At 42.8% G+C, this 18,888-nt stretch carries 16 protein-coding genes, 1 tRNA gene, 1 rRNA gene and 2 pseudogenes; 16 read left to right on the forward strand and 4 right to left on the reverse strand.

Annotated features, from left to right (window positions below):
• Position 1: 1 nt before the first annotated feature.
• The 6 genes from rrf to I3B46_RS04735 all read left to right on the forward strand — a co-directional run bounded on the left by rrf (position 2) and on the right by I3B46_RS04735 (position 4,513).
• A 5S ribosomal RNA gene (gene rrf, locus I3B46_RS04710) occupies positions 2-117 on the forward strand.
• A gap of 55 nt (positions 118-172) precedes the next feature.
• Positions 173-249, forward strand: a tRNA-Asp gene (locus I3B46_RS04715).
• 291 nt (positions 250-540) lie between these two features.
• Positions 541-1,329 (forward strand): endonuclease/exonuclease/phosphatase family protein, encoded by a 789-nt coding sequence (locus I3B46_RS04720; protein ID WP_196993149.1) that lies wholly within the window; start codon positions 541-543, stop codon positions 1,327-1,329.
• 379 nt (positions 1,330-1,708) lie between these two features.
• Positions 1,709-2,896, forward strand: a complete 1,188-nt coding sequence (locus tag I3B46_RS04725) for an NAD(P)/FAD-dependent oxidoreductase (RefSeq protein WP_004916265.1) — start codon at positions 1,709-1,711, stop codon at positions 2,894-2,896.
• Between the two features lie 13 nt (positions 2,897-2,909).
• On the forward strand, positions 2,910-3,302 hold the full coding sequence (locus tag I3B46_RS04730; protein ID WP_014656645.1) for a hypothetical protein: 393 nt from the start codon (positions 2,910-2,912) through the stop codon (positions 3,300-3,302).
• Between the two features lie 17 nt (positions 3,303-3,319).
• Positions 3,320-4,513 (forward strand): methionine gamma-lyase, encoded by a 1,194-nt coding sequence (locus I3B46_RS04735; RefSeq protein ID WP_004922949.1) that lies wholly within the window; start codon positions 3,320-3,322, stop codon positions 4,511-4,513.
• A 58-nt stretch (positions 4,514-4,571) separates the two neighbouring features.
• On the opposite strand, the gene I3B46_RS04740 is transcribed toward I3B46_RS04735, so the two are convergent.
• Entirely contained in the window at positions 4,572-5,942 is a 1,371-nt protein-coding gene (locus tag I3B46_RS04740; RefSeq protein ID WP_104872924.1) for an amino acid permease, read from the reverse strand.
• 156 nt (positions 5,943-6,098) lie between these two features.
• Between I3B46_RS04740 and queE the strand changes: the two genes are divergently transcribed.
• Positions 6,099-6,770, forward strand: coding sequence for a 7-carboxy-7-deazaguanine synthase QueE (gene queE, locus I3B46_RS04745; protein WP_014656642.1), 672 nt, complete (start codon positions 6,099-6,101; stop codon positions 6,768-6,770).
• 34 nt (positions 6,771-6,804) lie between these two features.
• On the opposite strand, the gene queD is transcribed toward queE, so the two are convergent.
• On the reverse strand, positions 6,805-7,167 hold the full coding sequence (gene queD, locus I3B46_RS04750) for a 6-carboxytetrahydropterin synthase QueD (protein ID WP_004922942.1): 363 nt from the start codon (positions 7,165-7,167) through the stop codon (positions 6,805-6,807).
• A gap of 237 nt (positions 7,168-7,404) precedes the next feature.
• Here queD and cysJ point away from each other — a divergent pair, with 237 nt between their 5' ends.
• From cysJ to I3B46_RS04765, 3 genes are read left to right on the forward strand one after another with little or no spacing between them, the layout of a single operon-like run.
• Positions 7,405-9,210 carry an NADPH-dependent assimilatory sulfite reductase flavoprotein subunit gene (gene cysJ, locus I3B46_RS04755; protein ID WP_104872923.1) on the forward strand — a complete coding sequence of 602 codons (1,806 nt, stop codon included), beginning with the start codon at positions 7,405-7,407 and terminating at the stop codon, positions 9,208-9,210.
• The gene (cysI, locus tag I3B46_RS04760; protein WP_104872922.1) at positions 9,210-10,940 is read left to right on the forward strand and encodes an assimilatory sulfite reductase (NADPH) hemoprotein subunit; all 1,731 of its coding nucleotides are present in this window, start codon (positions 9,210-9,212) and stop codon (positions 10,938-10,940) included. Before cysJ ends, cysI begins: the two co-directional genes overlap by 1 nt.
• Positions 10,937-11,671, forward strand: coding sequence for a phosphoadenylyl-sulfate reductase (locus tag I3B46_RS04765; protein WP_104872921.1), 735 nt, complete (start codon positions 10,937-10,939; stop codon positions 11,669-11,671). The genes cysI and I3B46_RS04765 overlap by 4 nt, the downstream gene beginning before the upstream one ends.
• A gap of 63 nt (positions 11,672-11,734) precedes the next feature.
• Here the strand turns inward: I3B46_RS04765 and I3B46_RS04770 are convergent.
• A pseudogene (locus I3B46_RS04770) lies at positions 11,735-12,871 on the reverse strand (carbohydrate porin); the annotation flags it as partial.
• Positions 12,872-13,413: 542 nt separating this feature from the next.
• On the opposite strand from I3B46_RS04770, the gene I3B46_RS04775 reads away from it, so the two are divergent.
• A complete protein-coding gene (locus tag I3B46_RS04775; RefSeq protein ID WP_001353740.1) occupies positions 13,414-13,653 on the forward strand; it encodes a BrxA family protein in 240 nt (79 codons plus the stop codon).
• Positions 13,654-13,840: 187 nt separating this feature from the next.
• On the opposite strand, the pseudogene intI2 reads toward I3B46_RS04775, so the two are convergent.
• Positions 13,841-14,818 (reverse strand): annotated as a pseudogene (intI2, locus tag I3B46_RS04780) (class 2 integron integrase IntI2).
• Positions 14,819-15,203: 385 nt separating this feature from the next.
• On the opposite strand from intI2, the gene lnu(F) reads away from it, so the two are divergent.
• The 5 genes from lnu(F) to sul1 all read left to right on the forward strand — a co-directional run bounded on the left by lnu(F) (position 15,204) and on the right by sul1 (position 18,671).
• On the forward strand, positions 15,204-16,049 hold the full coding sequence (lnu(F), locus tag I3B46_RS04785) for a lincosamide nucleotidyltransferase Lnu(F) (RefSeq protein ID WP_070342364.1): 846 nt from the start codon (positions 15,204-15,206) through the stop codon (positions 16,047-16,049).
• On the forward strand, positions 16,046-16,519 hold the full coding sequence (dfrA1, locus tag I3B46_RS04790; RefSeq protein WP_000777554.1) for a trimethoprim-resistant dihydrofolate reductase DfrA1: 474 nt from the start codon (positions 16,046-16,048) through the stop codon (positions 16,517-16,519). The genes lnu(F) and dfrA1 overlap by 4 nt, the downstream gene beginning before the upstream one ends.
• A gap of 16 nt (positions 16,520-16,535) precedes the next feature.
• Complete coding sequence (gene aadA1, locus I3B46_RS04795; RefSeq protein ID WP_001206316.1) at positions 16,536-17,327, forward strand: ANT(3'')-Ia family aminoglycoside nucleotidyltransferase AadA1; 792 nt, start codon at positions 16,536-16,538, stop codon at positions 17,325-17,327.
• 163 nt (positions 17,328-17,490) lie between these two features.
• Positions 17,491-17,838 carry a quaternary ammonium compound efflux SMR transporter QacE delta 1 gene (locus I3B46_RS04800; protein WP_000679427.1) on the forward strand — a complete coding sequence of 116 codons (348 nt, stop codon included), beginning with the start codon at positions 17,491-17,493 and terminating at the stop codon, positions 17,836-17,838.
• Positions 17,832-18,671 carry a sulfonamide-resistant dihydropteroate synthase Sul1 gene (gene sul1, locus I3B46_RS04805; protein ID WP_000259031.1) on the forward strand — a complete coding sequence of 280 codons (840 nt, stop codon included), beginning with the start codon at positions 17,832-17,834 and terminating at the stop codon, positions 18,669-18,671. Before I3B46_RS04800 ends, sul1 begins: the two co-directional genes overlap by 7 nt.
• Positions 18,672-18,888 lie beyond the last annotated feature (217 nt).

Below are 18,888 nucleotides of genomic sequence, written 5' to 3' on the forward strand. Positions count from 1 at the left end.
GTCTGGCGGCAATAGCGCGGTGGTCCCACCTGACCCCATGCCGAACTCAGCAGTGAAACGCCGTAGCGCCGATGGTAGTGTGGGGTCTCCCCATGTGAGAGTAGGGAACTGCCAGACATCAAATTGAAGACTTATCGCAGAGCGGTAAGCAGCCGAAAGGCGAAGAATAAGTGGAGCGGTAGTTCAGTTGGTTAGAATACCTGCCTGTCACGCAGGGGGTCGCGGGTTCGAGTCCCGTCCGTTCCGCCACTTATCAAGCCCCGTGAGATAACTCACGGGGCTTTTTTTATCTGTGCTTTAACCTCTTCCTGCATACTACATTTCTTCAATAGATTATGAACTTGCTTAGCGCAAACCATGTGTTTGATGCTTGCAAAATGCTATGAATAATTCAGAAATGGTTAATGAACAGATAATTATCAGTGGAGTTTAGCCTTAACTACATAAGATATAACAGGGTAGGTTTGATATACTACAAGCCATATGGTTTATAAAATTGCTAAAATGCTTTTAACTTCTAATTTTGTAGGGATCAGAAACGTGGCGAAAAGAACCTATTCTGTCAGATATATTGCAGGTCAACCCGCTAAACGTATTCAGCCAATGCCTGTACATATGTTAGGAGAATCATTACCCGTGGGGCTTCCCCTATTTGCGGCGGGAGAAACCTTAGATGTTGTGACATGGAATATTTATAAACAACAGCGACCTAACTGGAAAAAGATCCTTAATGAGTTAGTTAAAGATAAAAAACTGATTCTACTTCAAGAAGCTCAAATGTCGCCTGAGCTTATTTCATTCGTAGCCTCCCACAAACTGATAGCAGATCAAGTGCCCGCGTTGCCTTTTTCTCAGCATCCTGCTGGCGTAATGACATTAGCAACTGCTCATCCTATCTACTGTTGCCCGCTACGCGAAAAAGAGCCGTTATTGCGTTTAGCAAAATCGGCATTGATAACAGTTTATCCCTTGCCTAATGGGGAGCATTTGATGGTTGCAAATGTGCATGCCATAAACTTTAGTTTTGGTGTTGATGTTTATACAAGGCAATTAAGTAAATTAGGTGAGCATATATCGAAACACGTTGGCCCTGTACTTTTGGCTGGAGATTTTAATGCGTGGAGCCGCCAAAGGGTTAACGCCTTAAAACGCTTTGTTAGAAGCGTGGGGCTTAAAGAGGTTAACTATGATACTGATCAGCGCACTAAAGCGTTTGGACGGCCTCTAGATTATCTCTTTTATAGAGGCTTAAAAGTGAAAGATTGTTATGTCACAAACACAGATGCATCAGATCATAACCCAATTATTACTCAGTTTGACTTAGTATAAAAATTATTTGAGTACCTACCTATTAGTAATTTCATACTTAAAAAGCCATTTATAGTTATTCTGCTCTTACGATAAACATTATCGATATGTCAGTTGCAGATAATGTTTATTTGGCTAAAAACAAATATTTATTATTAGACTGTATAAATAAGTTAGTCTTAAAATGAATGTTATTATTTTCATTCGGTAATTAAAAATAAAGATAACTATAATCTTGCTTATTTTTATTTAATGATAATTCACTGAATGTAATTAGTTTTATTTGGTGGATGAATATTAATTATTAATTAAATGTATGGCGAATTAATTAAATTAAACTATATTTATATATCTATATGATAACGATTTAACACAACTTAAATAATAGGTGGGTTAAAGTATGAAGCATATCGTCATAGTCGGTGGTGGTACAGGTGGTACAATGTTAGCGAATATCCTTGCAAGGAAACTTAATAAGGATATTTTTTCTAAAAAAATAAAAATAACATTAGTGACTGATAACCCTACTCATTATTATAAACCAGCTTTTATGTATGTTGCATTTAACTTATTCTTTAAAGAGGAGTTAAGTCGCCATGAACGATCGTTATTACGGCCCGAAATTAATTTAGTGATTGATAAAATTGAGTCCTTTGACTTTAAAAATAAAGAACTAAAGTCAAATAGCGGTAAGACTTTAAATTATGATTACTTAGTTATCGCGACAGGATGTGTTCCTAGGCCAGATAGAATAGAAGGGTTAAAAGAAATAGGTAACCACTTCTATTCTTATGAGCCAGCAAGAAAGTTAGCAGATCAATTATCAAAAATTGAAAAAGGTAGGATCTTTATCACCGTATCATTTCCTGAAACGCCAAATGTTCCTCATCAATGTGGTATCGCACCAATGGAAACGACATTGATGTTAGATGAATTTTTACGTAAACGTCGTGTAAGAGACAATATTGAAATTGTATACACCTACCCGACAGTCTCTCAATTATTACGTAATTGCCTTTTCCTTCAACAACCTGTTTGTGAAGCTATCCCTGAGATTTTTAATATAAAAAATATTAAAGCTCAACGAGGTTTTACATTAAGTAAAGTAGATCCAGACAAGAAAGTCGCTTATTCACAAGAAGGTGATGAGCAGCCTTTTGATATTTTAATTAGCACTCCGCCAATTACAGCTGTTGAAGCTGTGATTAATACAGGCTTAAGTGAGCACAATAATGGTGAAGGCTGGCTCCCAACAGATCATGAAACCATGCAAGTCTACGGCACAGATGGAGTGTATGTAATCGGTGATACCGTTGATTTGCCTATCAGTAAAGCAGGAGGGAGCTGTCATAACCAAGCTGGGATTATTGCTGATAATATTTTTGGTGAATTAACTTATGGTTATCCTGCGGCTATTTATGATGGGCGTGTACAAGCCGTTGCTCAAATGGGATTAAATGCAGGTATGCCATTACAGTATGACTATAAACATGATGTTATCCCAATACCTGCAACTAAGGTGGGAGGACTACTCAGAAATAGTTTCAATAGAGGTCTTTATTGGGCTGCTATCCGTGGTTTAGTGTAAGAGGGTAATTATCATGTCAAATGAAAATACGCACTCCAAACTTATTGAGCTACTTAATTCAGAGTCTGTAGATCATTTCGCCGAGAAAATATCACCACTGCTGCATTTAAAACGCTTAGATAATATCGTTGATCTACTTTCTTTAGTTTCTGACCTTGTTGATATTCTTGATTTAGGTACGGTTGAAAAATTATCCAATTCATTCGAAGACACGTTAACGCCAGTTTGGGAGCTAGGAACGGCATATAACATGGCTAAGATGGAGGCGATATATGATGATAAAACGCATAATTTTCGTTCAGTTTATAGCTTGTTAAAAGATCCAAATACTTTACGGGGGATTAGTATCCTATTAAGAACGTTGCAGATTATGGGTTCTAGGATACCTCAATCCAATGAGAAGTAATTTTTTAGGAGAGTGGTATGAGCTTAAATCAGAGGAATGCTTTTGATACTCGAATAATACACAGTTTTTATGATCAGCGTGAAAACAAAGGGGCGTTGGTTCCGCCTATATATCAAACCTCAACTTATTCATTTAGCAGTGCGGAAGAGGGAGCCGCCTGTTTCAGTGGTGAGAAAGAAGGGTATATTTACACAAGAATTAATAATCCTACGCTAGATTTGTTAGAAAAAAGGCTCGCTGATTTAGAAGAAGGTGAAGCAGCGATTGTATTTTCGTCAGGAATGGGAGCCATTACATCGACTTTTTGGTCTCTAATGAACCCAGGTGATGAGCTATTAGTTGATATGACGGTTTATGGGTGTACTTATTCCTTTTTTCATAATGGACTCGAGCGATTCGGTATTCAGGTACGCCACATTGATATGAGTGACCCTAAAAATGTAGCTCAAGCGATCAGCAAAAAGACGAAAATGATTTTTTTTGAATCCCCAGCTAATCCTGATATGCGCTTGGTGGATATACAAGCGGTAACGAATATTGCTAAGGAGCATAATATTATTGTCGTTGTTGATAACACCTATTGTACTCCTTATCTACAAAAGCCAATCACATTAGGCGTTGATATTGTGATCCATTCATTAACCAAGTATATGAGTGGTCATGGTGATGTTATTGCAGGCGCAGCCATAACAACAAAGGAAATAGCGAAGCAGATCCGGCTAGTTGGGTTAAAAGATATGACGGGAGCGTGTTTATCACCTCATGATGCGAGTTTGATTATGCGAGGAATGAAAACGCTCTCTGTTCGTATGGAGCGTATTGTGAAGAGCGCTCAACAGATAGCACAATATCTCTCTTCTCATCCTAAAATTGCATTTGTCATTTATCCAGGCTTGCCGAGCTTTAAACAATATGAGCTAGCCAAAAAACAAATGAAATTACCTGGCGGCATGATTGCCTGTGAAATTAAAGGCGGTATGGAATCAGGTAAACGCTTTTTAAATCGTTTAACGCTATTTTCACGAGCAGTGAGCTTGGGGGATTGTGAATCCTTAGCACAACACCCTGCAAGTATGACACATTCAACTTATACACCAGAAGAACGACAATATTATGGGATAAGTGATGGATTACTGAGATTATCGATTGGACTAGAGGATGTAAATGATTTGATTGCCGACCTTGAGCAGGCTCTTGAATTAGAAAGTTAATGATAAAACGCCCCATCAATGATGGGGCGTTATGTTGTGTTTTGCAGATAGGATTATTTTAATTATTTTTTTGGTAATCGCGCATTATAAAGTAGGCAACAGTAAGTATCACAACCCAAACACAACCGACGATTAAAGCCACTCGTGTGTTTTCAAAGAACCCAAGTAATGCGATAACAAATACCATAAAGGCAATCGTCACCATAGGGCCGACCGGCCAAAATGGTACAGGGAACTTGAGCTGCTTAACCTCTTCTTGGCTCATTTTACGGCGCATAGCAACCTGCGAAAGCAAGATCATTAACCATACCCAAACAGTGGCAAACGTTGCAATTGAAGCAATAATCACGAAAATTCGCTCAGGTAAAAGGTAATTTAAGTATACGCCAAGCAGCATAACGGCTGACATCACCAAGACGGTTACCCATGGCACACCATTGCGTGTCAACTTAGTGAAAGCGCTAGGTGCTTGTTTATCTTGAGCCATGCCGTACATCATTCGACCAGCGCCAAAAATATCACTGTTAATGGCCGAAATGGCGGCGGTGATAACAACGATGTTTAGAATGTTTGCGGCAGAAGAAATATTCAGACTAGAAAAAATTTGCACGAATGGGCTACCGTTTTGCCCAATTTGGTTCCATGGATAGATACACATTAAGATAAAGAGTGTTAAACCATAGAATAGCAAGATCCTAATAGGCACGGCATTAATTGCTTTAGGGATGGTTTTCTCTGGGTTTTGAGCTTCGCTTGCGGTGATACCAATCACTTCAATCCCACCAAATGCAAACATAACAATGGCGAGAGAGGCAATAACGCCAGTAATGCCATGCGGCATAAAACCACCATGTTCCCATAGGTTTTGCAAGCCGACAGCGTGGTCTGTCTCTTTACCAAAACCGTAGAACATTAAGAAGGCACCACCGATAATCATGGCAATAATCGCGGTCACTTTGACTATCGATAACCAGAATTCAAGCTCACCAAATATTTTAACGTGACATAAATTCAGCGCACCGATAAATAAAACGATGCTGAGTACCCATACCCATTGATCAACATGAGGGAACCAAAAGCCCATATACATCCCGAAGGCGGTGATATCTGCAAGGCAGACAACCAGCATTTCGAAAACATAGTTCCATCCGGTTAGAAAGCCTGCTAATGGCCCCATATAGTGGCTGGCATAGTGAGAAAATGCCCCTGGAACTGGGTTATGAACCGCCATTTCACCTAAAGCACGCATAACCATAAAAACGGCAGCGCCCCCTATCATATAGGCGATGAGTACTGCGGGGCCGGCTGCTTGTATGGCTGAAGCGGAGCCATAAAAGAGGCCTGTACCAATCGCTGACCCTAAGGCCATAAAGCGAATGTGCCTGACACTCAGTCCCTTTCTGAGTTGATTTTTTTTACTACTTTGCATTTTTTGTCCTGTCTTTAATTACCGAATATCGTTTCGGTTTTTTTAATCAGATGTGCTTTATCAAATCCAAGCTGTTTACATTACCATAAAGTGGGTTAACCGCGGATAGATATCTGCGATATAATACGTATTAAGATGACAATGCCAGAGAGTGCGATGAATTACCCAATCAATGAAATTTTTCAAACATTACAAGGTGAAGGTGTGTTCACCGGTGTTCCTGCTGTTTTTATTCGCTTGCAAGGCTGCCCAGTGGGTTGCAGTTGGTGCGACACCAAACATACTTGGGAGAAAGAAGAGAGCAAAGCAACAACACTTGGTGATATTGCACTAAAAACCGTTGATACAGATACATGGGCGCTGGCGGATAGTCATGAATTAATCAACCTCATGAAAAAACAAGGGTATACAGCTAAACATATTGTTATCACAGGGGGAGAGCCGTGTATTTACGATCTGCTTCCTTTAACGTGTGAGTTAGAAAATCAAGGCTATCAGTGCCAAATTGAAACGAGTGGCACTTATCCTATTCAATGCTCAGATAAAACATGGGTAACGGTATCACCAAAAGTGGGGATGAAAGGGGGATTACAGGTGCTTACGGAATCAATTAACCGAGCAAATGAAATCAAGCACCCTGTTGCGCGTGAAAAAGACATTGAAGAGTTGGATAAATTGTTGGCAAAACGAACCGAAAAACATGCGCCAGTTGTTGCATTACAGCCTATTAGCCAAAAAAGCTTAGCAACCAAGTTATGTATCGATACGTGTATTGCGCGAAATTGGCGTCTTTCTATTCAAACCCATAAATATCTTAATATCGCCTGATGTGCCGCGTTGAACACGGCATACCAGAAAGTGTCTATTCGCCGCGGTAAATACAGCCAGCATTACAGGTTTCTTTCACTGTCACGGCACTGAGTAATGGTAAGAGGGGTTTGGTTTTATGCCAAATCCAGCTTGCCAGCACCTCGCTGGTTGGATTTTCGAGGCCTTCAATATCATTTAAGTAATAATGGTCGAGTTGATCTAAAATTGGCTTAAATGCTTTTTTGACATCACTAAAATCGATAAGCCATCCACTTTTTTCCTCGACTTCGCCTGTCAGCTCTAATCTTACCATGAAAGAATGGCCATGGAGGCGACCGCATTTATGACCTTCAGGTACATAGGGAAGTTTGTGTGCCGCTTCAAAATGAAAATCTTTATAGATGCTTGTTCTCATAACTAACTCCTTATAAATCGAAATGCAGCGTATTCTACTGTAATTTGTACTCCGAGCATCTTATTTTGTCGAATTATCACTAACCATTTTTATGAGTATGATTCACTAACTATTTTCATTAGGCTTTTTAGCTATTAGTTATGGCGATCGTTTCTTATCCCGTTACGAAAGGGTGTTATAACCTGACAAACTATCGGGGTAGTAATTTATGATGAGCAACTCTGGGGTTATAAGATAATGACAAAAAAACAGTCTCCAATTTCGGCATTGCCAATATCTATGGAGCAACTTGCACGCTTACAGACAGCCGTGGATGATTTTTCATCTCACCAATTAGCTTGGTTGTCTGGATATTTGTGGGGAATGGTAAACCAAAATACAGTGACTAGCACACCTGTGAGTGCTCCCGTGCCACAGGACGAAACGATTACAATCATTTCTGCTTCACAAACTGGCAACGCGCGCCGTTTATCTGAACAACTTAGAGAAAAGTTGCTCAGCGAAAAGCTCAATGTGAATTTAGTGAATGCAGGAGATTATAAATTTAAGCAGATCGCGCAAGAAAAAATATTGGTGATAGTTGCATCAACACAAGGAGAAGGCGAGCCTGCTGAGGAGGCGGTTGCATTATATAAATACTTGCACTCCAAAAAGGCTCCAAGCCTGAATGAAACGGCATACGCTGTTTTCGCATTAGGCGACTCTTCCTATGAGAAATTCTGTCAAGCTGGTAAAGATTTTGATACGCAGCTGGCTCAATTAGGCGCCAAGCCATTACTTGCACGTATCGATGCCGATGTAGAGTATCAAGCAATTGCAGATGCATGGATTGAGGAACTGAGCCAATTACTTAAAGCGCGAGTGCCAACGCAAAGTACTCATCAACTTGTTGCGGCTCAGGTAGGGAGCGTAGATGAAATTCATTCATCACCTTACACTAAGACGTCGCCACTTACCGCATCTTTATCGGTCAATCAGAAGATCACAGGGCGTGGATCACTAAAAGATGTTCGCCATATTGAGATTGATTTGGGGGATTCAGGGTTACGCTATCAGCCTGGTGATGCGCTTGGGGTGTGGTTTGATAATGATCCTGCTCTTGTTGAGGAGCTTGTCAGTTTATTATGGTTAACCGGTGATGAAAAGGTTCAAGTGGCTGAACAATCATACACACTACGTGATGCACTGACTCACCATTTAGAATTGACACAAAACACCCCTCTTATTGTTGAAAAATATGCCAACTTGTCAAAAGACGAGACTTTATTGGGGTTAATAAGTGATAAGCAGGCACTTTTGCACTATGCACAAAATACTCCCATTGTTGATATGGTGAGACAAGCTGCCGCTCAGCCTACCGCTCAAGAGTTTGTTGAGCTTCTTCGACCATTGACCCCACGGTTGTATTCAATCGCATCTTCACAGGCGGAAACAGAAGATGAAGTGCATATTACTGTTGGCGTTATACGTTATGACATTGATGGTCGTGCTCGTACAGGTGGTGCTTCTGGCTTTTTGGCTGATCGCCTAAAAGAAGGTGATGAACTGCGTATTTTTATTGAACACAATGATAACTTCCGTCTTCCAGACGACAGTACAAAACCTGTCATCATGATAGGCCCCGGTACTGGCATCGCACCGTTCCGTGCATTTATGCAGCAACGCGATAATGAGGAAGCGACTGGTAAGAACTGGTTGTTTTTTGGTAATCCACATTTTGTTGAAGATTTTCTCTACCAAGTGGAATGGCAACGCTATGTCAAAGAAGGTTTGTTGACCAATATTTCATTGGCTTGGTCCCGAGATCAAGCACAAAAAGTGTATGTGCAAGATAAGTTGCGTGAACAAGGTGAGGAAGTTTGGCACTGGATTGAAGAAGGGGCACATATCTATGTCTGCGGTGATGCGAATCACATGGCTCGGGATGTGGAGCAGGTGTTGCTGGAGATTATCAGTCAATACGGAAACATGGATAGCGAATCGGCAGATGAATTTTTAAGTGAGCTGCGCGTGGAGCGCCGTTATCAGAGGGATGTCTACTAATGAGTGATAAAAAATACGGGCCTTTGGTCGTAGAAGGCAAACTGGCTGATAGTGAACGGATGAAAAACGAGAGTAATTATCTACGTGGAACTATCAAAGAAGATCTCAAAAATGGATTAAGTGGCGGATTTGAAGGGGATAATTTCCTACTAATTCGTTTCCATGGGATGTATCAACAAGATGATCGTGATATCCGAGCGGAGCGCGCTGAACAAAAATTAGAACCCCGCCATGCGATGATGCTTCGTTGCCGGTTGCCCGGGGGCATCATTACGCCTAAACAGTGGTTAGATATCGATAGATTCGCATCAGAACATACGCTGTATGGCAGCGTGCGTATCACTAACCGACAAACCTTCCAGTTCCACGGTATTTTAAAGGGAGATGTGAAGCCTGCACACCAAATGTTACATCATGTGGGGCTTGACGCATTAGCGACGGCAAACGATGTGAACCGTAATGTGCTTTGTACCTCTAACCCCGTTCAATCTGAGCTACATCAACAAGCTTATGAATGGGCGAAAAAAATATCGGAGCATTTACTGCCGCGAACAAATGCTTATGCAGAAATTTGGCTTGATAAAGAAAAGGTGGCAACAACGGATGAAGAGCCAATATTAGGGAAAACCTATTTGCCTCGTAAATTCAAAACATCGGTAGTGATACCGCCATTAAATGATGTCGATTTACACGCCAATGACATGAACTTTGTAGCGATTGCTCAAGATGGGGAGTTAATTGGCTTTAACGTGTTAGTGGGCGGTGGTCTTGCGATGACTCACGGTGACACGGCGACTTACCCTCGATTAGCCAGTGAGTTTGGGTTTATTTATTTGAAAGATACGCTGGCGATTGCAGAAGCTATCGTGACAACTCAACGTGATTGGGGGAATCGGACAGAACGTAAAAATGCTAAAACAAAATACACGCTGGAACGTGTTGGTGTTGAAACATTTAAACAAGAAGTTGAAAGACGCTCTGGGGTGACCTTCGAGCCAGTTCGGCATTATGCGTTTACTCAACGTGGTGATCAAATTGGTTGGTTAAAAGGGATAGACGATCGTTGGCATCTCACGTTATTTATTGAAAATGGTCGTTTAATCGATTTTCCTAATAAACCACTAAAAACAGGTGTTGCAGAAATAGCTAAAATTCATCAGGGAGACTTTCGCTTAACGGCGAATCAAAACCTGATAGTTGCGGGAGTGCCTGAATCGGAAAAAGAGCGCATTGAAGCGATTGCACGTGAACATGGCTTGATCAGTGATGAGGTGACATTGCAGCGTGAGAACTCAATGGCTTGTGTTTCTTTCCCTACCTGCCCATTAGCAATGGCGGAAGCAGAGCGCTTCTTACCTGAATTTGTCAGTGAAGTAGAAAAAATCATGTCGTCACACGGCATCGGTAACGAGCATATTGTATTACGTGTGACAGGTTGCCCAAATGGCTGTGGTCGAGCTATGCTGGCGGAAGTTGGATTGGTAGGTAAAGCGATTGACCGATATAACTTACATTTAGGTGGTAATCGTATCGGTACTCGAATTCCGCGCATGTATCGAGAAAATATTAGTTCGGCGGAAATTTTAGCTATCTTAGACAATTTGATTGGTCGTTGGGCAAAAGAGCGGGAAGATCAGGAAGGTTTTGGCGACTACTTAATTCGTGCTAATGTAGTGAAACCAGTACTGAATTCAGCTATCGATTTTTATGAAGTGAGGGAGGCGGTATGAGTCAACTTGAGCTTGCTGAGGTACTTAAATTAGGTAAAGCGCAACAAACTGAATATTTATCAGTATTGAATGTGCAATTGGAAAAACTGAGTGCTATTGAGCGAATCGAGTGGGCATTAGATAATTTGCCCGCTAAATTTGTATTGTCATCCAGTTTTGGCATACAAGCGGCGCTCATGCTACATATGGTGACACAAGTGATGCCCGATATTCCTGTTATTTTAACGGATACTGGGTATCTTTTTCCTGAGACTTACATCTTCATTGAAGAGTTAAAAGATGAACTCCATTTGAATTTGCAAGTTTATCGCTCCCCATTATCTCCAGCGTGGCAGGAAGCTATTTATGGCAAATTATGGGAACAAGGAACTGAGGGGATAGATCTATACAATCAAATTAATAAGGTTGAACCGATGAATCGAGCTTTGCGGGAGTTAAAAGCGCAAAGTTGGTTCTCGGGGCTGCGTAGAGAGCAATCGAAGAGTCGTGCCACGCTGCCCGTACTGAGTATCGGTAAAGGGGTATTTAAAATATTACCAGTGGTTGATTGGAATAATCGCCAAGTACATGAATATCTGACCAAATATGATTTGCCTTATCACCCTCTTTGGGAGCAAGGGTATTTATCTGTTGGTGATACACATACCACTCGTAAATGGGAGCCTGGTATGAGTGAAGAAGAGACCCGCTTTTTCGGTCTTAAACGCGAATGTGGGCTTCATGAAGGGTAAGTTACTGCAAATAGCTTGAGTGGCTGACCTGATAAATCAGCCACTCAATGTTTAATTCAATTTTTAGAATAAGTATTTAAATCTGACTCTGGAGCCATAACGATCTTTATCGCTATTTTTCACTTCGATATCTTTTCCATCAATTACAGAGTAGTAAGCGCCGATATAAATTTTAAAATTATCCATATCAAGTATGTTTGGTAACTCATATGAAGTATATAAAGTGTGAATATCATATTTTCCTGGACCAAAAATAACTTCATTATCGATGTCACTATCATAATTTAATGCGTAGGACTTGATATCATTATGAGCGTAAATATAACCCAGCTGCAAGCGGCGCCATAAAATATTGGCACCAGTAGTAAAATCTGTTTCATTGCTAGCATCTAAATAAGCCGTACTCCAGTTTACGTCGATACCATTTGTTGGATCATCTTTTAAGCTATTCCAACCTAGAGTTAAACCATATCCATTACGCTTAGATTGGTTTTTAAACTCACCTGTATTTTTATCTTCATAACCATAAGCATTTTTAATAACATTACTTTCAATGGCGGCGGCTACTTTAAAGTTGTCTTTATTCCAAGCGATCACAGGTCGAACATAGATAACATTTTTCTTATTGATTTGTTTTCGCCCATGGTATTCGCCATCGGTAAAGATACTGGTGCCATCTTCGATTAATAGATTTGTTTCAAAATACCAATTATCGTATTTAGTATTAAACATCATGCTGCCGCCACTATTGCTTCTTCCTCGGCCCTCTTTCATCATATAGATATAGCCAAAGCCATCACTATAGGTATCATTCGCGGTATTACCTGAATACTCAATAAAGGTATCTTGATTTAATGGGAACATATCGTAGGCTTCATAGCGGCCTAATTTTATTTGCCAACTCTCTTTTTTACCAAAGTAGAATTTGGCATCATCTAAACCAATTTGTCCATTAATATTAGCGAGTGGTTGAACGGAGAAGCCTGCATAGTTGTTATTCTTTAAAGAACGCTCACCATCAAGTCCAATTAGAATACGGCCATTAATTCCCCATTTATCATAATCACCAAAATCTTTATCTTTTCCTGCCTGAGTATTTACTGAGGTCAGTTGCCCTTTTTTACTAGCAATATCAGTATTAAATTCGACATCACCGTAAAGTTTAAGCTTGCCATATTGGCTATTGGTTTCGATTAAATGTGGGGCTTCAGTATGATTTGTCGTAGCTGTTGTTGTGGGCGGACAAAATAGTTGGGAACTGGGAGGGGTGGAAATGGAGTTTTTAAGGATTATTTAGGGAAGAGTGACAAAATAGATGGGAACTGGGTGTAGCGTCGTAAGCTAATACGAAAATTAAAAATGACAAAATAGTTTGGAACTAGATTTCACTTATCTGGTTAACTAATCTAGCTAACCTGCCGCTCAGCTTAGTACGATCCTATATCCAACTGATCATAATCCTTTCATCAGTATCCCAAATTAAATCCCCCTCCTAGACTGCCTCACCAACACTTTACAGTGATCCCGTATTTCCGGACAGGTGATTGATTTTTTTCGCTTGTACAGGTGTTAAGCCACAGTTATCTTGATGTGGACATTATGCATTGTAATAGCCCATTAACATGCGCTAAGAGCATAAATTAATATACAGTAACAAGCATTACGAGGTGCTAATGTTTGGAAAGCAGCCTCTTCCAACTACAATAATAAGTTAACTATCCTCCACCCACAAATAATTACAAATGACCCCTTTCCGCTATAACTCCGATCTCACCAGCGGCTCGCTACAAACCCGAGAGTGTCGCATTATTACTGGCTTGTTACTCCAAGAGCTTGATGAAGCTGCCTGGGATAAAGCCATGTATAAGGAAAATGTGCTTCAGAAACGCACGCAATCTACGGTAAGACGTATTTCTTCAGCGCTTAGAAAACGCCTAGAACACCTAAGCTCTGACTTTTGGGCTTTTGCGTTTTTATGTTAGGCATTGTCTGGCAACTGGAGGAAGTGTAATGACCATGAATGGTCACTGTGATTGACAGTATCTTGCTTAAACTTATCTGAACAATGGTAGAACTGGCTCATATTTATCCCCTCTATGATTGTTTATCTTTTTCACCATAAAAAGTATCAGGGGCTACTCAGGGCTACATAAAGATATTTATCTACTTTTACTGATTGATAAGTAGCATCAGTCCATCCGCAGGACTGGTGGTGCCGGCAAAATGCTGACCCAACACATGCGTATAGATTTGCGTGGTCTTAACATCGTTATGCCCTAAGAGTTCTTGCACAGTGCGAATATCACGCCCCGCTTGTAATAGATGCGTAGCAAACGAGTGACGAAATGTATGACAAGTGACACGCTTGCTAACGATGCCTGCTTTTTGTACGGCTGCCTTCAATGCCTTTCGCGCAACGGAGTCATGCAGATGATGGCGGCATAATTTGCCGTTATACGGGTGGTTGCAGAGCGTGCTGGAGGGAAAGACAAACATCCACGCCGCTTGTCGATAAGCAGAAGGGTATTTGTGATCTAAAGCAAAAGGCAGCGATGGCCCTACGCCTTGTAAGTTGTCGTCTTGCTGAATAAGCCGCGCTTGCTCAATGAGTTATTTTATTGCTGGGATTAGGCGCGTGGGCAGTAGGCTGTTTCTGCTTTTCCCACCCTTACCGTCATGCACAGTGATGCAGCCATTATCAAAATCAAAATCTTTAACCCGCAAACGCAAGCATTCATTAATGCGCAAACCTGCACCATACAGCAGCGTAAAAATAACTTGGTTGCGAGTATCCATAACCTGCAAAATGCGTTGCACTTCATTTGCAGAGATAACAGAGGGTAGCCGTCTAGGCTTGCTTGCAGGGATATAATCAATATCGCCCAACGGCTGTTGTAAAAACCTGTTGTACAAAAAAGCTAGGGCATTTAAAGCGATTTTCTGCGTGTTTATGGCTACATGTCTGCTGTTTGCTAAGCTGGATAAAAACAGCCTGACCTCTTCACTGCCCATGGTCTGAGGATGACGTTTTTTGTGAAACAGAATAAAACGCTTAATCCAGTGCAGGTAAGTTTTTTCAGTTTTCAGCGCATAACCTTTTTGTCGCATATCCGTGCGTATAGAATTTAAAAATGGACTGTTAGACATAAAACGCTCCTTGTCTTGCAACTGTCTGCCTATACAGCCTATTCTAGCTGGGATTTAAAAAAGTGCCTGTTTTTTACGCCTAGAGATGCTTGTTTACCGGTAGAGTTTTAATTTAATGCTAAATAAATTAAAATGTTATGAGTTCTTTGGGTGAGATAATGTGCATCGTGCAAGCAGGATAGACGGCATGCACGATTTGTAATAACAGAGTGTCTTGTATTTTTAAAGAAAGTCTATTTAATACAAGTGATTATATTAATTAACGGTAAGCATCAGCGGGTGACAAAACGAGCATGCTTACTAATAAAATGTTGTGCGTAAGAATAAAACAAAAGCTGCGTATACCTTTCCGCAGAATCAGTGGCTTCAACAAAAGGATGTTTCAATGCTTCAGCAGAAAATGATCGAACGCTTCAAGGAAGCTTGCCATGAGGATGCACGAATAATCGCGGCGCTGATGTTCGGCTCATTTGCTATCGGAGAGGGTGACGAGTTCTCTGATATCGAATTTGCAGTGTTCATCCAGGATGATCATTTTGAAAATTTCGATCAGCGCTCGTGGCTTAATGCTGTAAGTCCGGTTGCAGCTTACTTTCCGGATGACTTCGGCCACCACACCGCGCTTTTTGAAAACGGCATTCGCGGTGAATTCCATTTCATGCGAAAATCGGACATACCGGTCATTTCCACTTGGCAAGGCTACGGGTGGTTTCCCTCGCTTGAGGAGGCTGTTTTGTTGGACCGATCAGGAGAGTTGTCAAGGTACGCGAGTGCTCTCGTGGGCAGTCCCCCGAAACGTGAAGGCGCGCCGCTGGTGGAAGGACTTGTATTGAACCTCATCAGCCTGATGCTCTTTGGGGCAAATCTTTTAAATCGGGGAGAGTATGCTCGCGCCTGGGCTTTGCTCAGCAAAGCACATGAAAACTTACTCAAGTTGGTTCGCCTCCATGAAGGGGCAACAGACCACTGGCCGACACCTTCACGCGCGCTCGAAAAGGATGTCTCGGAGGACTCGTATAATCGCTACCTGGCATGCACAGGCAGCGCGGAACCAAAAGCACTATGTGTAGCCTATCATGAAACGTGGAAGTGGAGTCTCGAATTGTTCAGGAGTGTGGCTGGACCTCTGAATATCGAGCTTCCGAGAATTGTAATTGCGCAGACAAAAAGGTTGCTAAATGAATCTGCGACGCCGCACAATAAAATGTTAACCTCTGAGGAAGAATTGTGAAACTATCACTAATGGTAGCTATATCGAAGAATGGAGTTATCGGGAATGGCCCTGATATTCCATGGAGTGCCAAAGGTGAACAGCTCCTGTTTAAAGCTATTACCTATAACCAATGGCTGTTGGTTGGACGCAAGACTTTTGAATCAATGGGAGCATTACCCAACCGAAAGTATGCGGTCGTAACACGTTCAAGTTTTACATCTGACAATGAGAACGTATTGATCTTTCCATCAATTAAAGATGCTTTAACCAACCTAAAGAAAATAACGGATCATGTCATTGTTTCAGGTGGTGGGGAGATATACAAAAGCCTGATCGATCAAGTAGATACACTACATATATCTACAATAGACATCGAGCCGGAAGGTGATGTTTACTTTCCTGAAATCCCCAGCAATTTTAGGCCAGTTTTTACCCAAGACTTCGCCTCTAACATAAATTATAGTTACCAAATCTGGCAAAAGGGTTAATAAAATGTTAAACATCATGAGGGAAGCGGTGATCGCCGAAGTATCGACTCAACTATCAGAGGTAGTTGGCGTCATCGAGCGCCATCTCGAACCGACGTTGCTGGCCGTACATTTGTACGGCTCCGCAGTGGATGGCGGCCTGAAGCCACACAGTGATATTGATTTGCTGGTTACGGTGACCGTAAGGCTTGATGAAACAACGCGGCGAGCTTTGATCAACGACCTTTTGGAAACTTCGGCTTCCCCTGGAGAGAGCGAGATTCTCCGCGCTGTAGAAGTCACCATTGTTGTGCACGACGACATCATTCCGTGGCGTTATCCAGCTAAGCGCGAACTGCAATTTGGAGAATGGCAGCGCAATGACATTCTTGCAGGTATCTTCGAGCCAGCCACGATCGACATTGATCTGGCTATCTTGCTGACAAAAGCAAGAGAACATAGCGTTGCCTTGGTAGGTCCAGCGGCGGAGGAACTCTTTGATCCGGTTCCTGAACAGGATCTATTTGAGGCGCTAAATGAAACCTTAACGCTATGGAACTCGCCGCCCGACTGGGCTGGCGATGAGCGAAATGTAGTGCTTACGTTGTCCCGCATTTGGTACAGCGCAGTAACCGGCAAAATCGCGCCGAAGGATGTCGCTGCCGACTGGGCAATGGAGCGCCTGCCGGCCCAGTATCAGCCCGTCATACTTGAAGCTAGACAGGCTTATCTTGGACAAGAAGAAGATCGCTTGGCCTCGCGCGCAGATCAGTTGGAAGAATTTGTCCACTACGTGAAAGGCGAGATCACCAAGGTAGTCGGCAAATAATGTCTAACAATTCGTTCAAGCCGACGCCGCTTCGCGGCGCGGCTTAACTCAAGCGTTAGATGCACTAAGCACATAATTGCTCACAGCCAAACTATCAGGTCAAGTCTGCTTTTATTATTTTTAAGCGTGCATAATAAGCCCTACACAAATTGGGAGATATATCATGAAAGGCTGGCTTTTTCTTGTTATCGCAATAGTTGGCGAAGTAATCGCAACATCCGCATTAAAATCTAGCGAGGGCTTTACTAAGCTTGCCCCTTCCGCCGTTGTCATAATCGGTTATGGCATCGCATTTTATTTTCTTTCTCTGGTTCTGAAATCCATCCCTGTCGGTGTTGCTTATGCAGTCTGGTCGGGACTCGGCGTCGTCATAATTACAGCCATTGCCTGGTTGCTTCATGGGCAAAAGCTTGATGCGTGGGGCTTTGTAGGTATGGGGCTCATAATTGCTGCCTTTTTGCTCGCCCGATCCCCATCGTGGAAGTCGCTGCGGAGGCCGACGCCATGGTGACGGTGTTCGGCATTCTGAATCTCACCGAGGACTCCTTCTTCGATGAGAGCCGGCGGCTAGACCCCGCCGGCGCTGTCACCGCGGCGATCGAAATGCTGCGAGTCGGATCAGACGTCGTGGATGTCGGACCGGCCGCCAGCCATCCGGACGCGAGGCCTGTATCGCCGGCCGATGAGATCAGACGTATTGCGCCGCTCTTAGACGCCCTGTCCGATCAGATGCACCGTGTTTCAATCGACAGCTTCCAACCGGAAACCCAGCGCTATGCGCTCAAGCGCGGCGTGGGCTACCTGAACGATATCCAAGGATTTCCTGACCCTGCGCTCTATCCCGATATTGCTGAGGCGGACTGCAGGCTGGTGGTTATGCACTCAGCGCAGCGGGATGGCATCGCCACCCGCACCGGTCACCTTCGACCCGAAGACGCGCTCGACGAGATTGTGCGGTTCTTCGAGGCGCGGGTTTCCGCCTTGCGACGGAGCGGGGTCGCTGCCGACCGGCTCATCCTCGATCCGGGGATGGGATTTTTCTTGAGCCCCGCACCGGAAACATCGCTGCACGTGCTGTCGAACCTTCAAAAGCTGAAGTCGGCGTTGGGGCTTCCGCTATTGGTCTCGGTGTCGCGGAAATCCTTCTTGGGCGCCACCGTTGGCCTTCCTGTAAAGGATCTGGGTCCAGCGAGCCTTGCGGCGGAACTTCACGCGATCGGCAATGGCGCTGACTACGTCCGCACCCACGCGCCTGGAGATCTGCGAAGCGCAATCACCTTCTCGGAAACCCTCGCGAAATTTCGCAGTCGCGACGCCAGAGACCGAGGGTTAGATCATGCCTAGCATTCACCTTCCGGCCGCCCGCTAAATATCTCCTTTTGGGTTGTTAATAAAACATCCAATAAGTTGACTGTGCGTGAAAAAGAAAGTTTTGTGTGATGGCGTTGAAGATCGCACCGTTAAGCTCTTATGTGGGATGGTGCAGAGCTCGACGACTACCGATAAAACGCAACCGCCGCAAACAGACAAGAAAAAGCCCCAACTGATAACAGTTGGGGCT

The sequence above is a fragment of the Providencia sp. 2.29 genome, from assembly GCF_015832305.1.
Taxonomy (GTDB): domain Bacteria; phylum Pseudomonadota; class Gammaproteobacteria; order Enterobacterales; family Enterobacteriaceae; genus Providencia; species Providencia stuartii.

Bases quoted from the DNA above. Each gene is read 5' to 3' on its own strand.
- I3B46_RS04725 (WP_004916265.1), top strand. From the start codon at position 1,709: ATGAAGCATATCGTCATAGTCGGTGGTGGTACAGGTGGTACAATGTTA.
- I3B46_RS04730 (WP_014656645.1), top strand. From the start codon at position 2,910: ATGTCAAATGAAAATACGCACTCCAAACTTATTGAGCTACTTAATTCA.
- I3B46_RS04735 (WP_004922949.1), top strand. From the start codon at position 3,320: ATGAGCTTAAATCAGAGGAATGCTTTTGATACTCGAATAATACACAGT.
- I3B46_RS04740 (WP_104872924.1), bottom strand. From the start codon at position 5,942: ATGCAAAGTAGTAAAAAAAATCAACTCAGAAAGGGACTGAGTGTCAGG.
- queE (WP_014656642.1), top strand. From the start codon at position 6,099: ATGAATTACCCAATCAATGAAATTTTTCAAACATTACAAGGTGAAGGT.
- queD (WP_004922942.1), bottom strand. From the start codon at position 7,167: ATGAGAACAAGCATCTATAAAGATTTTCATTTTGAAGCGGCACACAAA.
- cysJ (WP_104872923.1), top strand. From the start codon at position 7,405: ATGACAAAAAAACAGTCTCCAATTTCGGCATTGCCAATATCTATGGAG.
- cysI (WP_104872922.1), top strand. From the start codon at position 9,210: ATGAGTGATAAAAAATACGGGCCTTTGGTCGTAGAAGGCAAACTGGCT.
- I3B46_RS04765 (WP_104872921.1), top strand. From the start codon at position 10,937: ATGAGTCAACTTGAGCTTGCTGAGGTACTTAAATTAGGTAAAGCGCAA.
- I3B46_RS04775 (WP_001353740.1), top strand. From the start codon at position 13,414: ATGACCCCTTTCCGCTATAACTCCGATCTCACCAGCGGCTCGCTACAA.
- aadA1 (WP_001206316.1), top strand. From the start codon at position 16,536: ATGAGGGAAGCGGTGATCGCCGAAGTATCGACTCAACTATCAGAGGTA.
- I3B46_RS04800 (WP_000679427.1), top strand. From the start codon at position 17,491: ATGAAAGGCTGGCTTTTTCTTGTTATCGCAATAGTTGGCGAAGTAATC.
- sul1 (WP_000259031.1), top strand. From the start codon at position 17,832: ATGGTGACGGTGTTCGGCATTCTGAATCTCACCGAGGACTCCTTCTTC.